The sequence below is a fragment of the Thalassolituus sp. UBA3500 genome, from assembly GCF_002377545.1.
Taxonomy (GTDB): Bacteria; Pseudomonadota; Gammaproteobacteria; order Pseudomonadales; family Oceanobacteraceae; genus Thalassolituus.
On sequence record NZ_DFQB01000044.1, the window covers coordinates 52,073 to 66,131 of the forward strand.

12 protein-coding genes are annotated in these 14,059 nt (G+C 53.3%); 2 read left to right on the top strand and 10 right to left on the bottom strand.

The window, feature by feature from the left end; genetic code table 11:
- Window positions 1-15 precede the first annotated feature (15 nt).
- The 8 genes from gshA to yrfG form a co-directional block, all read right to left on the bottom strand.
- Window positions 16-1,581, bottom strand: coding sequence for a glutamate--cysteine ligase (gshA, locus tag B2R29_RS11080; protein WP_301181127.1), 1,566 nt, complete (start codon window positions 1,579-1,581; stop codon window positions 16-18).
- 144 nt (window positions 1,582-1,725) lie between these two features.
- Window positions 1,726-3,927, bottom strand: coding sequence for a TonB-dependent receptor plug domain-containing protein (locus B2R29_RS11085; RefSeq protein WP_301181128.1), 2,202 nt, complete (start codon window positions 3,925-3,927; stop codon window positions 1,726-1,728).
- A 21-nt stretch (window positions 3,928-3,948) separates the two neighbouring features.
- Window positions 3,949-6,273, bottom strand: a complete 2,325-nt coding sequence (locus B2R29_RS11090) for a Tex family protein (protein WP_349678001.1) — start codon at window positions 6,271-6,273, stop codon at window positions 3,949-3,951.
- Between the two features lie 64 nt (window positions 6,274-6,337).
- A complete protein-coding gene (locus B2R29_RS11095; protein WP_301181129.1) occupies window positions 6,338-7,015 on the bottom strand; it encodes a hypothetical protein in 678 nt (225 codons plus the stop codon).
- 147 nt (window positions 7,016-7,162) lie between these two features.
- Window positions 7,163-8,695 carry a phosphoenolpyruvate carboxykinase gene (locus tag B2R29_RS11100; protein ID WP_301181130.1) on the bottom strand — a complete coding sequence of 511 codons (1,533 nt, stop codon included), beginning with the start codon at window positions 8,693-8,695 and terminating at the stop codon, window positions 7,163-7,165.
- Window positions 8,696-8,902: 207 nt separating this feature from the next.
- On the bottom strand, window positions 8,903-9,760 hold the full coding sequence (gene hslO, locus B2R29_RS11105; protein ID WP_301181131.1) for an Hsp33 family molecular chaperone HslO: 858 nt from the start codon (window positions 9,758-9,760) through the stop codon (window positions 8,903-8,905).
- Between the two features lie 3 nt (window positions 9,761-9,763).
- Window positions 9,764-10,162 carry a ribosome-associated heat shock protein Hsp15 gene (gene hslR, locus B2R29_RS11110; protein ID WP_301181132.1) on the bottom strand — a complete coding sequence of 133 codons (399 nt, stop codon included), beginning with the start codon at window positions 10,160-10,162 and terminating at the stop codon, window positions 9,764-9,766.
- Window positions 10,163-10,320: 158 nt separating this feature from the next.
- A complete protein-coding gene (yrfG, locus tag B2R29_RS11115; RefSeq protein WP_301181133.1) occupies window positions 10,321-10,977 on the bottom strand; it encodes a GMP/IMP nucleotidase in 657 nt (218 codons plus the stop codon).
- Window positions 10,978-11,027: 50 nt separating this feature from the next.
- Between yrfG and nudE the strand changes: the two genes are divergently transcribed.
- Window positions 11,028-11,591, top strand: a complete 564-nt coding sequence (nudE, locus tag B2R29_RS11120; RefSeq protein ID WP_076514281.1) for an ADP compounds hydrolase NudE — start codon at window positions 11,028-11,030, stop codon at window positions 11,589-11,591.
- 105 nt (window positions 11,592-11,696) lie between these two features.
- On the top strand, window positions 11,697-13,046 hold the full coding sequence (locus B2R29_RS11125; protein ID WP_301181134.1) for an MATE family efflux transporter: 1,350 nt from the start codon (window positions 11,697-11,699) through the stop codon (window positions 13,044-13,046).
- Window positions 13,047-13,049: 3 nt separating this feature from the next.
- On the opposite strand, the gene B2R29_RS11130 is transcribed toward B2R29_RS11125, so the two are convergent.
- A complete protein-coding gene (locus B2R29_RS11130) occupies window positions 13,050-13,778 on the bottom strand; it encodes a pseudouridine synthase (RefSeq protein ID WP_301181135.1) in 729 nt (242 codons plus the stop codon).
- 2 nt (window positions 13,779-13,780) lie between these two features.
- A complete protein-coding gene (locus tag B2R29_RS11135) occupies window positions 13,781-14,059 on the bottom strand; it encodes a hypothetical protein (RefSeq protein ID WP_301181136.1) in 279 nt (92 codons plus the stop codon).

A 14,059-nucleotide genomic window follows, 5' to 3' on the forward strand; every position in this document is an offset into this window, starting at 1 on the left:
TGACGGAGCCGTCCGTCAGCGGGTCATGTACTCGCGCAAGAATTCATCAAAGGGCTGAGTGTCGTTTGCTTCGAGTTCAGCCTGCGCTTTGAGGCTTTCTTCAGCCGTTGCTTTCCACTGGTCGCGTACTTCAGCAGACAAGGGTTCGCTCAGGAATTTGCGATGAGCCTGAGCTTGTCGCAGCGTCAGTTCTGCAAACTCAATATTTTCGTCTTCCAGAATTCTCAGTACTTTCGCTGATGGCGTATGACTGCTGTCCGCAACTTTAAGCCGCTGCTGGCCCAGCGTATCGAGGTGGAAGCTGTGATGATTTGCATCGTCCAGCAAGGATGCTACGGGCTGCATGCTATTGAGAAGGTCGGTCGCCCACTCAGTCAGGGTTGTTTCTCCGCTGGCACTTTCGAGCGTTAACCCTGGTCGGCGTCCCTCGTAGACTACCTTGCTGAAGTTACGATTAATGCGCTCGTACTCGGCATCATCAATCTCTCCGCTCTCCTGCAGACCACACCATGTCAGGAAGATGTCCATAAAGTGCATCTGAGGAACATCAATACCCAGTGGCAGGAATGGATTCACGTCGGTGCTACGAACTTCAATGTATTGAATGCCTGCGCGCGCAAGAGACTCCAGTGGCTTCTCCCCCGATTCGCCAACGCGTTTCGGACGGATGTTGCTGTAGTACTCATTTTCAATCTGAAGAAGGTTGGTATTCAGCTGTTTATACTGTCCGCCCTCTTCCTGCATGCCAATGGCCTCGTACTCAGGTACTGGAATCGTCAACGCCTTACTCAATGTGTCGATGTAAGACTCCAGAGAGTTGTGGCAGATGACGAGACCTGACTGGGCGTTGTTCTGATACCCAAGGTCGCTCATTCGCAGCGACGTGGCGTATGGAGCATACAGCGTGTGTTTATGAAGCTTTTGCAATGAATGCGCGCGACCATCAAGAAAGGTGCGGCATACCGCTGGCGAGGCACCGAAAAGATACATCAGTAACCAACCATAGCGACGGAAATTGCGGATCATGCCGAGATAGCGGCGCGACACGAAGTCTTTGTCGGCTTGCTTGCCTTCCTGCTCTGCCAGCAGCTTCAGCAGGTCGTCTGGCAGTGAGAAGTTGTAATGGATACCTGAGATTGCCTGCATAACACGGCCGTAGCGATGCCAGAGGCCGTGGCGGTACGCATGTTTCAGGCGCCCGATGTTTGAACTGCCATATTCGGCGATAGGAATGCTCATTTCGCCTTTCAGGATGCACGGCATGGACGCTGGCCAGATCAGTTCACCTTCCATTTGCTGGTAGGCAAAGCGATGAGCTGTTTCGAGGTACGCAGACGCCTCATGGGCGCTGTTGAATACTGGCGTAATAAACTCCAGTAAAGCTTCCGAGTAATCCGTTGTAATGGCCGGGTGCGTCAGCGCAGAGCCCATGCCCTTCGGGTGAGGCGTCTGAGCGATCAGTCCGTCATTGCTGCAGCGCAGACCTTCCTTTTCAATTCCCCGTTGCAGCCGGGAAAGCATGGGTAGGTGCCGGGAGTCGGCCAGTAGCGCCAGCAGTGAATCGTAGGAAGCCAAGAGCACCTCTGCATCAGGTTGTAAGTCAGCGGATTATAGGAGGAATCGATAAGATCTTATACATGCTTGTATCAGAAATTGGTCTCAGATTGTTCTTCCAGCCTGAACAGTGTTGTGTATACCTCTACTCATTGTTCGCTTGGTCAGCGATCAGAAAGAAACACTGGCGCTGATCTGAAAACGCACTGCCTGTGCGTAAGGTTCTGAATCTGGCTTGAAGGTGTCGGTGGTAAAGTCTCGCTGAGCTCTGAAACTTAACCGGGTGGTTGTTTCTGCTGACGTAAAATCGCGGTACAGGTTCAGCTCCAGCGTATGCAGGTCGGCAGCATTGTCGCCACGATTTACCCGGCGGCCGTCTTCAATGACAAAGGCGCTGAGCTGGGTAAAAATCTGCGCCGGCCAGGGCTGAAACCATGAAGCTGAGTGAGAGCGCGGCGCATACAGAGCCACCAGATCACTGTCGTTGAGATCGTCTGTTGGGTCTACTTCTGTCCGTAACCAAGCGCTGGTCAGGCGGAACTCTGCAGTTTCTTGAGTCGTGAAAGCCAGCTGGCCTTCGGCGCCGGTATAAGTGATTTCGTTACCATCATTGACGGTATCCAGCCGGATCGATGGATAGTGATAGATGACGTTGGTGAGTTCTTCTCTGAATAATTTAACGTCCCACTCTATATTCCCGCCAAAGAATGATTTGCTGGCAAAATAGCCCAGTTCGAGTGAATGAATAATCTGAGGCTGAAGATTACCTGGGCCTTTGAATCCATCGTAGTATTCGACACCGGCGTATGGCGACTGCGTCTCTGCATTGTCGACGACTAAAATCCAGTCTGCTCTCTGCTCTAGCATGTCTGGTGTGCGGCCCGCGCGGCTGAAGACGAGCCTTACAGATTCAAGCGGGCTGATCAGGTAGTTGGCTGCCAGCTTTCCTGACCAGACATCAGTGCCCCCTTCTTCATATTCATACATGACGCCTGAATGCAGAGCCCAGCGATTACTGACTCTCCAGTTGATATTGCCGAAGCCGCGAAACTGGTCTGAGTCTATGTAGCCGTCGTAAAACGGCTTTGAGTAAATCTGCTCTCTACGATAACCGATGCCGCTGATCATGATCAGGTTATCTGTGAAGGCGACCGTATCTTGTATTTCGAGGTCGATACGCCGTTCATTGGTATCGGCGAGGACATTACCGCTGATTGGGATAAAGAAAGCAGCGGGATCACTGCCGTATCGAGCCAGTAGTTGTTGAGCCAGCGCCAACTCTTCCGGGTTGCTGGTATCCAGTGTCGTCAGGGATTCTCCCTGAACAAACTGATCTGCTGCCTCTGGGTTAATTTCATCCAGTTGTCTCAGCAGCGGATCAAATAAACCGGAAGGTCCACTTTCCAGCACACCATGCTGGCGACGTTCGAACCGTGTTGCATGGGCTGAGAGCTTAATCTCATGCGACGCTGACAGGTCATGCTCATAGATCACGCTGGCTTCAAATTGATTGGCCTCAACATGGTTGCTTGAAAATTCGTAATCAGGCACGTCGCGGTAGGAGTTGGTGATCGTAAAAGCCGTATTCAGTCTCTGCGCATCACTCAGTTGGTGGCTGGTATTCAGCATAACTGCAGCGAAATCGCGGTTGTCGTCGCAGGGGTTTATACAGCCTATGCTGGCGTCCTCACTGTCGCGCAGGTGTTCTGTAGAGTAGGCCTTAGCGGACAGGCGCCAGTGATGAATCTCTTTGTCGCCGGTCGTCCGTGCGTATAGGTAGGTATCTCTGTTATTGCCTTGCTGCGCGCTGATCTGATCATCGAATGCATCCTGTGGATAGTGCGTGATGATATTGATCACAGCCTTATAGGCGTTAGTGCCAAAGCTTGTAGCAGCGGGGCCACGAACGACTTCGATGCGCTTAATGTCCTCTACCGCGACTGGCAGGTCCTCCCATGATACGGCGGCTAATCCGGCAAGGTATTGTGCCCGCCCATCAATAAGTACCTGAAAGCTTTTCGGCAGAATGGAGGGGCCACCGTGATAGACGACGGCATCACTGTTATCACGAATGTCGTAGGCAACCAGCATTCCGGGGACATAGCGCAGCAGTTGCGAGATGCGTTTAATGCCGGTTCGCCGGATAAAGTCAGCATCCAGCACAGTAACACTGCCCGGTACTTCTGCGGTTGCCTGATGCAACCTGGCAGGCGTCAGAACATGGGGAATATCGGCGGCAGTGCTATCCCAGGAGGCGGAGTCCCAGGCGAGAGACGAGAGATCATCAGTGCTTTCATCTGCCGTTGCGTGCAGTGGCTGGTAAAGGCTCGCAGCGCACGACAGTATGATGAATAACGATCCTTGTTTTAGCACGATAACTTCTCAATATCTGTTTTACTTCTTACGAGCGTTGGCAAAAGCCGCTGCCATGGCTCCCGCCATCGCACCATTGCCTGCCGGTTGCTGCGCAGGCTTCGATCCACGAGGTTGGCGCTGGGACCTGTCTTTACCACCGCGTTGCGATGACTCACCTGCAACCGGGATATCATCCCCGAGTCGCATGGATAAGCCAATGCGCTTACGCGACACATCGACTTCCATCACCTTCACTTTAACGATATCACCCGCTTTAACGACGTCGCGTGGATCTTTCACAAAATGATCGGCGAGTGCTGAAATATGCACCAGACCATCCTGATGCACGCCGATATCTACAAATGCCCCAAAGGCCGCTACATTCGTGATGGCGCCTTCGAGAATCATTCCTGGCTTCAGGTCTTTGATATCTTCGACGCCCTCTTTGTACTCCGCGAAGCGGAATTCAGGGCGAGGGTCGCGGCCGGGTTTCTCTAACTCTGAAAGGATATCCTTCAATGTTAGCTCACCAGTACTCTCGTCAGTAAACTGGCCCGCGTTGACAGATTTCAGGAAGGCACTGTCACCAATCAGGCTGCTCACATCGCGTGAGAATTCATGAGCGATACGCTCCACTACCGGGTAAGACTCAGGGTGAACGCCGGAGGCATCCAGCGGGTTTGTACCGTCCATAATGCGCAGGAAGCCTGCTGCCTGTTCGAAGGTTTTGTCTCCAAGGCGCGGCACTTTGGCGAGGTCTTTGCGGGAAGTGAAGGCACCGTTCACATCGCGGAAAGCAACGATGTTATTGGCCAGTGTGGCGTTCAGGCCTGAGACTCGGGTCAGGAGTGGTGCAGACGCCGTATTCAGGTCAACGCCGACCGAGTTCACACAGTCTTCCACCACCGCATCCAGCGTGCGGGCCAGTTGGCTCTGGTTCACATCGTGCTGGTACTGACCCACGCCAATGGATTTCGGTTCGATTTTCACCAGCTCGGCCAGAGGGTCCTGCAGGCGACGGGCAATAGAGACCGCGCCTCTGATGGTCACATCGAGATCCGGAAATTCTTTCGCCGCCAGTTCGGACGCCGAATACACCGAAGCGCCGGCTTCGTTGACCATGATTTTCTGCGTTTTCAGGTCTTTGTGTTTTTTCAGCAGATCGCCGACGAACTTATCGGTTTCGCGTGAGGCCGTACCGTTACCAATCGCGATCAGCTCGGCATCGTGCTTCTGGATCAGCGCCAGCAGAACGGCCTCGGATTCCGCAATACGATTCTGCGGAGGCGTCGGGAAGATTGCACAGTGATCAACGACCTTGCCAGTCTTATCCACCACGGCGACTTTTACCCCGGTGCGCAGGCCCGGGTCGAGGCCTATGGTGGCTTTCGGCCCAGCAGGGGCGGCGAGCAGCAGGTCTTTCAGGTTATCCGCGAAGACTTTAATGGCACTTTCTTCGGCTTGCTCGCGCAGTTGGCCGACCAGCTCGGTTTCAAGACTGGTCAGCAGCTTGATACGCCAGGTCCACTTCACCACCTCGGCGAGCCAGCGGTCGGCGGCGCGGCCTTCGTTTTTAATGCCGGAGTGTTCGGCAATAATGGCTTCGCAAGGGCTGGCGCTGAGCTTGTCGTTAGGGTCGCCGGTGACCAGCGCGAATGACAATACGCCTTCATTACGCCCACGGAGAATTGCCAGTGCGCGGTGGCCAGGCACCGACTTCAGCGGTTCGTCATGTTCGAAGTAGTCGGCAAATTTTTCGCCTTCACGTTCTTTGCCCGGCACAACCCGCACTGAGAGAGTCGCTTCCTGTTTCAGGAAACGACGCAGTGCAGCGAGCAGGTCAGCGTTCTCGGCAAAGCGCTCCATCAGAATGTATTTAGCGCCATCTAAGGCAGCTTTGGTATCACCGATGCTGTGTTCTGCGTTCAGGTACTTTTCAGCTTCTTGTTCGGGCGTCAGGTTCGGGTCGTTGAACAGGGCGTCGGCCAGTGGTTCAAGACCGGCTTCGATCGCCATCTGACCTTTGGTGCGGCGCTTTTTCTTGTAAGGGAGGTACAAGTCTTCGATGCGGGTTTTGGTATCCGCGGTCAGTAGCGCTTGCTTCAGTTCGTCGGTGAGTTTGCCTTGCTCTTCGATACTTTTAATGACGGAAGCCCGGCGATCTTCCATATCGCGTAGATAGGTCAGGCGTTCTTCAAGGTTACGTAGCTGGCTGTCATCGAGTGCACCGGTCACTTCTTTCCGGTAGCGAGCGATAAAGGGCACGGTGGCACCTTCATCAAGGAGGCCGATGGTGGCATCGACCTGTTGTGGACGGATATTGAGTTCAGTAGCGAGACGTTGGGTAATCGAAGGCAGGGTCATAACTCACAAGTACATTATTCACGATGACGTGAGTATACCTATGCTATGACCCTGTGAATATTACTCAGCGTGGTTCCCAGTGCTCAGCGATAAAGGCTTCTGCTTCTTCTCGCTGAGCGGCACAGATGTCCATTGCCAATATCTGCTCTGCGGCATAGGAATGATCGGCGGATATATCGCCAGTGGCGAAGAACTCGTTACTGACCGCTGAAGCGTGAACCTTAACCAGTTCATAAGCGCACTCTGTATCGCCGGTTTTATAAACGGTGATACGAGTGTCTTTTTGCTCGACTTCAGTGTGGATCTGGTCGTGCAGGAAGGCCTCAAGGACAAACAGCTTGTCCCATGCCCGGGGGATACTGCCCATTTCATGCACATGCATCATAAATTCAATGTGGCCTGCGAGGATTTCCGCATCCTGTTCTGTATCCGCTTCAATATCCCAGTAGACCTGATCTCCGTTTATATGAAGTTCGACCGGGTAGCTTTCGATATCACCATGATGACTGTAATGGTCATGGTTCTCGCGCAGGTATTTTATGTTCGCCCCGCCCTCTGATGAGTTGTGATTATCTGTATTTTCAGAGCCGGGACCGGCCGGCTCTTTATCAACGAGAGAGTTCTTTTCCTTAACCTTGGCGCTATTACTTCCTTGAGCTTGGCCTTTGTCTGAAGAGGCTTCACCGCCACAGCTGATCAGGCTTAATGTCGCGAGAGTGACCAGAATAGTTCTTGTTTTCATAATATAACCTCATGCGTTGTTAGTTATATTTTATGGCATGATAGCTATCGATGGATGTGGTGGATTGTCGCAGGAGTGGGGTCAGCGGCATGGACACAAAAAAGGGCGCCGTAGCGCCCTTTTCTATGCTCGTAAAACAGGTTCAGCTTACAGCTGGGGGCCCGCGTTTACGATCGCGTCTGAGACGTCATACTTCTTGAAGTTTTCAACGAACTGAGCCGCCAGATTCTTCGCAGCGCCTTCCCAGTCTGAAACGTTCGCCCAGGCTTTGGTTGGGTTCAGCAGGGTTGCATCAACACCTTCCAGAGACTTAGGAACCTGCAGGCCGAAGATTGGCAGTTCTTCCGTGTCAGCATCACGCAGGGCACCGGTCTGAATTGCTGCAATCACGGCTCGGGTCGTCGGGATGCTGAAACGCTCACCGCCGCCACCGTTAGGGCCGCCAGTCCAGCCAGTGTTGACCAGGTAAACCTGAGAACCGAATTCAGTCACACGCTTCATCAGCAGTTCAGCGTATTCGCCCGCTGGACGTGGGAAGAACGGCGCACCAAAGCAGGTAGAGAAAGTCGACTTCAGACCTTTAGAGCCACCCATCTCGGTAGAACCTACCAGAGCGGTGTAGCCAGACAGGAAGTGGTATGCCGCCTGCTCTTTGCTCAGTACAGACACAGGAGGCAGAACGCCGGTCATGTCACAGGTCAGGAAGATAACGGCTTTAGGTTCGCCCGCCATGTTCTCTTCTACGCGCTTCTCAACGTGAGTCAGCGGGTAAGCACAGCGGCCGTTTTCAGTCAGTTCAGTGTTGCTGTAGTCGGCAACACGGGTGTTCTCGTCGATGGTCACGTTCTCAACGATGGCACCGAACTTGATCGCATCCCAGATGATCGGCTCGTTTTTCTGAGACAGATCGATGGTTTTTGCGTAGCAGCCGCCTTCAATGTTGAAGACAGTGCCTTTGCCCCAACCGTGCTCGTCATCACCGATCAGGTAACGGGCAGGGTCAGCAGACAGCGTGGTCTTACCCGTGCCAGACAGACCGAAGAACAGGCAGGTGTCGCCGTCTTCGCCAACGTTTGCCGAGCAGTGCATTGGCAGTACGTCTTTTTCTGGCAGCAGGAAGTTCTGTACACCGAACATCGCTTTCTTCATTTCGCCAGCGTAGCGCATACCCGCCAGCAGTACTTTGCGCTGGGCGAAGTTAACGATCACTGCGCCGTCAGAGTTGGTGCCGTCACGCTCTGGAACACATTCGAAACCAGCAACGTTCAGGATCTGCCACTCTTCTTTGTCAGACGGGTTGTAGCTTTCTGGCAGGATGAAGAGGTTACGGCCAAACAGGTTCTGCCAGGCAGTCTGAGTGGTCATTTTTACTGGCAGATAGTGCTGCGGGTCAGAGCCGACATGCACCTGAGATACGAAGCTGTCGTGCTGGGCCAGATATTCTTCTACACGCTCCCACAGGGCATCAAACTTGTCAGCGTCGAACGGGCGGTTGATGTTGCCCCAGTCGATCGCGTCTTTGCTGCTTGGCTCTTCAACGATGTATTTGTCCATCGGAGAGCGACCTGTGCGCTTGCCAGTTTTGATAACCAGAGCGCCGTTATCCTGCAGTTCACCTTCGCCGCGGGCGATGGCTTGTTCTACCAGGAAAGGAGTAGATAAATCGGTGTAAACAGTCATATCGATGCCCCGCAGGGTCCTCGTAAATTCAGTACGGCTTGTGGCCATACTTTGTATCTCAATAATCCGCCCTGAAGGGTGCCCGGGCGAGCCCAAAAGTTTAAGGCGCGCAATTATGCCAGAAAATTCATTGCGCGCTAAGCCCCGCTGGTCGCTTTTTGACCGATAATTGTTCGCAGTAGAGCTAAGTCGTTGTTTTCTCAGCTTTTACTGAAGGTTCTGCTCCGGGAAGAGCTCATTAACCTGCTCTTTGTCGAAACTGTAGGCTTGCTTACAGAAGTCGCAGTTGATGCTGATTTTTCCTTGTTCTTCAATAATTTGCATCAGTTCGTCTTTGCCAAGCTGGTGCAGCGCATTACCGATCCGGTCTTTTGAACATGTGCAGAAAAAGCTCAGCTCGCTTGCTGGATAAGTCCGCACCTGTTCTTCGTGGTACAGACGGTGCAGCAGGACCTCGTTGTTCAGGTTGATCAGCTCTTCATCTTTGATCGTGCTTGCCAGATGGCTGAGGCGATCCCAGGCGTCTGGATCATCGCCCTGCTCTGACGGCATTTGCTGCAACATAAAGCCTGCGGCATTCTGGCCATCGCAAGCCAGCCAGAAACGGGAGCTGAGCTGTTCGGACTGTTCGAAATAGTCTTCCAGTGCACCAGCGACGTTACCGCCCTTGATCAGGGTAATGCCCTGATAGCGCTGACCGACTTCAGGCTCAATGGTGATGATCATCTGGCCGTCAGCGAAACTCAGTTCGCTTTCTTCAGTACCTTCTTCATAACGGGCAATGGCGCGCAGCTGACCCTTGTCGCTGGTTTCGGCCTGCAGCAGACTGATGTTGCCGGGCAGGCGAATCTGTAACGTCAGGCGCCCGGTGAACTTGAGATTAGCGCTCAGCAGCGCGGTGGCTGACATCAGTTCGCCAACGGCTTTGGCAATCAGTGTGGGGTACTGGTGGCGCTTCAGTACTTCGCGATAGCTCGCATTGACGTGCGCCAGCTCGCCGCGGATATTGGTGTTGTCGAAGCTGAAGCGTTGCAGGCTATCAGCGCTGTTAGTTGTGTCAGACATTTCTTAATAGTCCTGATTGTGCTCAAAGCGGCGCATGTCGCGGCGCTCTTTTTTGTTTGGTTTATGGTCGGGTGCTGCTTGTGAGGCTTTGACGACCTTGCGGTACTCCGCTTTATCCATACGCGCTTTAATGCTCTCGGGAGTTTCCTCATAGAGCAGGCGTGCTTCTGGGGCGCCGCGGCGTTGCTCAGAGAGCGCTTTAATGACGACGATTTTCTCGTCGAAGCCCTGCCGGATCGTCAGTTTGGCGCCCACGTCGACGGTTTTACTAACTTTGCAGCGCTGACCCTCGTAATGCACCTTGCCGCCTTCAATTGCGCCTTTTGCCAGCGCACGTGTCTTGAAAAAACGCGCGGCCCAGAGCCATTTATCGAGTCGGACTTTGTGTGTCTGTTCGCTCATAATTCCTGATCAGGAGTACGCTGTATCTGTCTCGGCTTTTCCGCCAAGCCCTTTATTCATCAGGTTTCTACATCGCGGGTCGCTGCAAGTACGTCCATGTAAGCTCAAGCTGCGCCATCCCTGGCGCAGATGCCCGCTTTCGCAGACAACCTGACTCACTAAAATTTGAATTCGTCGAAGTGGTGAATGCCCGGAAAGCGACTGTCGGTATTTGGCGCTTTCTGGCTGTCTGGGTGAAAGATCGTCAGCAGCCAACGGATACCCCATTTCTCTGCCGATTCTAACACAGCCTGGCTGTCGTCAATCAGTAGGGAACGCTCTTTATCAAAGGGTTCTTCGCGTTGCAGGTGGTCCCAGAACGCCTGGCTTTCTTTCGGTTCTTTATAATCATGGGAGCTGATGACGTGATCGACGAGTTTATCGAGCCCGGTGCGTTCCATTTTCAGGTTCACGCTGTCGCGGTGTGCGTTGGTGACGATCACGGTGCGCTTGCCTAGCTTCTTCATGGTATCGAGGAAGTCTTCCACATGCGGGCGAAAACCAATTTTGTCCTGCACATCGCGTTTCAGCTCAGCGATGGGCAGCCCGGTAAGGTCACTCCAGTGATCCAGACAATACCAGTTGAGCGTGCCACGCAGGCCGACAAAACTTTTGTTCAGCTCTGCGAGAGCTTCTTCTTCTGAGAGGCCGTGATGCTCGGCGTATTTACTCGGCACGTGCTCCAGCCAGAAGTAATTGTCGAAATGCAGATCGAGCAGGGTGCCGTCCATATCTAACAGAACCGTGTCTATCTCTTGCCAGTCTGGCATCGTCATGCGCTAATACCTTACGAAAAGTGTTCACCGACTATTTAAACAGGGCTGTCATGCATAAAAAACCCGAAATCCTGAATCGCCACATGGTCGCAGAAAGTCGCCTGTTCCGGGTGGAATCCATTGACCTCAGGTTCAGTAACGGCGTTGAACGAACTTACGAACGACTGGTGCCAGGTGGCAGCGGTGCCGTCATGATGGTCGCTCTGCTGGATGATGAAACGATTGCCCTGATACGTGAATATGGGGGCGGTGTTGAAGATTACACCCTCACCCTGCCAAAAGGTGCGGTGGACCTGGGCGAATCGATGCGTGACGCCTGCAACCGCGAACTGCAGGAAGAAATCGGCTTCGCCGCACGCGAGTTCATTTACCTGAAGAAAATGAGTCTGTCGCCAAGCTACATGCGTGGAGGCATTGATGTGGTGCTGGCCCGTGACCTGTATCCGTCAAAGCTGGAAGGCGATGAGCCGGAGCCGCTGGAGTTGGTTGAGTGGAAGCTCAAGGACCTGACCGAGCTTTACGGCCGCGATGACTTTAACGAAGGGCGCGCAATAGGTGCCTTAGCGGTTGCTGTTGAATATCTGAATGGTCGCTTTGAGGGCACGCCGCTCTAGACATACCCTGTATTCTGCAACTGGCCTGAACAGACTATCCCGCGCGGCGCCCGTTAGGTCTGTGCTACCGTGCAGCCGGTCATCTTTTATTAAATCTGGGGTTTTATGAGCGTCGAAGGCGCAGTACTTACCAGTGGCTCTGTGGGGCGTCACCTGTATCACCAGACATTGCCTATGGTGATAGGCATTCTGGCACTGATGTCGGTCGGGCTTCTGGATGCCTATTTTATTGGTAATTTAGGCAAGGACCCTCTGACGGCCGTTAGTTTTATCTTCCCGGTGGTGTTTGCTCTGTCCTCGCTTGGTGTCGGGGTGATCGCTGCCATTGCTTCTGTTGTTTCGCGGGCGTTAGGTTCGGGGCAGAAGCACAAGGCGCAGAGTCTGGTAGCACTGGGGATTGTGGCAGCGGGTATTTTTGGCATTGTCATCACGGTGCTCCTGTTGCTCTTCAAGCGCCCCTTGTTTGAAGTGATGAATGCTTCCCGAGATCTGTTGCCATTGATCGACTCCTACATGACCCCCTTTGCGTTCGGCTTTCCTATGTTATTGGTCAACATGGGGGGCAATGGAGCTCTGCGTGCTCAGGGTATGGCGGGTAAGGCGTCTCTGATTCTTATGATGATGGCCCTGGTCAACCTGATACTCGACCCTATTCTGATTGCCGGTATTGGTAGCTTCGAAGGTTTCGGTATTAAGGGTGCGGCTTACGCCACCGTAGCAGGTTGGACACTGGCGTCCATTCTGGCACTGGTGCTGATTGCGCGAAGCCCTGTCGGCCTGAACTTCTCACGCCTTAAAGAGGCGCACCCGGGAGAGGATATTCGTGCTCTGCTGAGAGTGGGCGCCCCTGCGGCGGTATCTAATTCAGTGAACCCTGTTGGGTTATCCATTATGACGGCATTACTGGCGAAATACGGGGATGCCGCCGTTGCCGGTTTCGGTGCAGGTGGGCGCTTGCAGGCGCTTGCCGTCGTGCCTTTGTTGGCGCTCTCGAGTTCGATTGGCGGAATCGTTGGCCAAAACTGGGGGGCGGGCTATGGCGACCGGGCTCGCCGGGCGTTGTGGATGGCGATTGGTTTCTGTGTGGTGTACAGCCTGACTGCAGGCGCTTTGTTAGTGACCTGGCGTGAGTCTCTGGCGTCTGTGTTTACTGACAGCCCAGCAGTGATTGATGCTATTTCAACGTATCTGATGATCTCTGTCTGGGGATACGCCGGGTTTGGTGCGCTGATCGTTGTGAATGGTGCGTTTAACGCAATTGATCGTGCATACTGGGCGCTGGGGCAATCGGTCGTTCGTGTTGCTCTGATTATGGTGCCTGTGGCGATTGGCTTGAGTCTGGTGCTTGAGTCGCGCTCGATTTACGCCGCGGAGCTTATTGCAAACCTGGTTGGTGGCTTAGTGGCTATCATCCTTGGTCGTGCGTTACTGGATGATCGTTGGTTACGAAAATAGTATCTAACAACTGTTAGTTAATCGGACTTCGTTCTGAGTCAGCTCGCGAAATTGCCCGCTTTCCAACGTACTATCAAGTTCAATAGTACCGATACCAATCCGGTGTAATTTTAAAACCGGGTTCCGAAAGCGTCCGAACATACGCTTGATCTGATGGTACTTTCCTTCCATCAGGGTCACTCTGGCCGAGTACGTATCAATAATCTCTAACTGAGCTGGCTTGGTCGTAATGCCCTCATAGGGGAAGAACATACCGTCACGGAACGCCTCGATATAGTCATGATTTATGGGCTTCTCAACCGTCACCTGATAAACCTTTGAAATATTTTTATCCGGAGCGGTCATTTTTTTTGACCATTCGCCATCGTTAGTCAGCAAGAGCAGCCCGGTTGAGCTGCGATCTAACCGGCCGGCAATATGCAGATCTTTAAGGGCGCAGTCGGAAACGCCTGAAGTGCGGAGAAGATCTATTACGGTCGGGTGTATTTCATCGGTCGTCGCACTGACGACACCGGCGGGTTTATGCAACAGATAATAGCGTCGCGTGTTGCGCTGCAGTGTTTTGCTGTCCAGGGTGATGTGCGAAAAATAATCGACCAGCAATCCAGCATCGCAAGCGAAGTCGCCGTCAACCGTGATACGGCGAGCGGCAACAAGCTTGCGAACATCCCCGCGCGGAATCTGCGACGACGCACTGATAAAACGGTCGAGACGCTGGCGGGCGTTAGCCACCTTCAGCGATTTTTCCAGATGTTGGCGACCGCCTTATCGTTGCCCAGAAAGCCAACAATTAAACATACCAGACCGATCAGCCCGAAAATAATAGCCGGGAATGCGCCGCCCGCCTGACCCGCCTGAACGGCAACCCAACCACCAGCACCCGACAGTACGAGAAACAAACTTCCTACGGCAATCAGAATGGTTCGGTGAGATTCTTTATAAACGTATTCATCTTTGCTGTTTTCAAAGATATTCAGGATCGGAGCAAAGAGTTTTCTTAAAGCGTTTTTCAT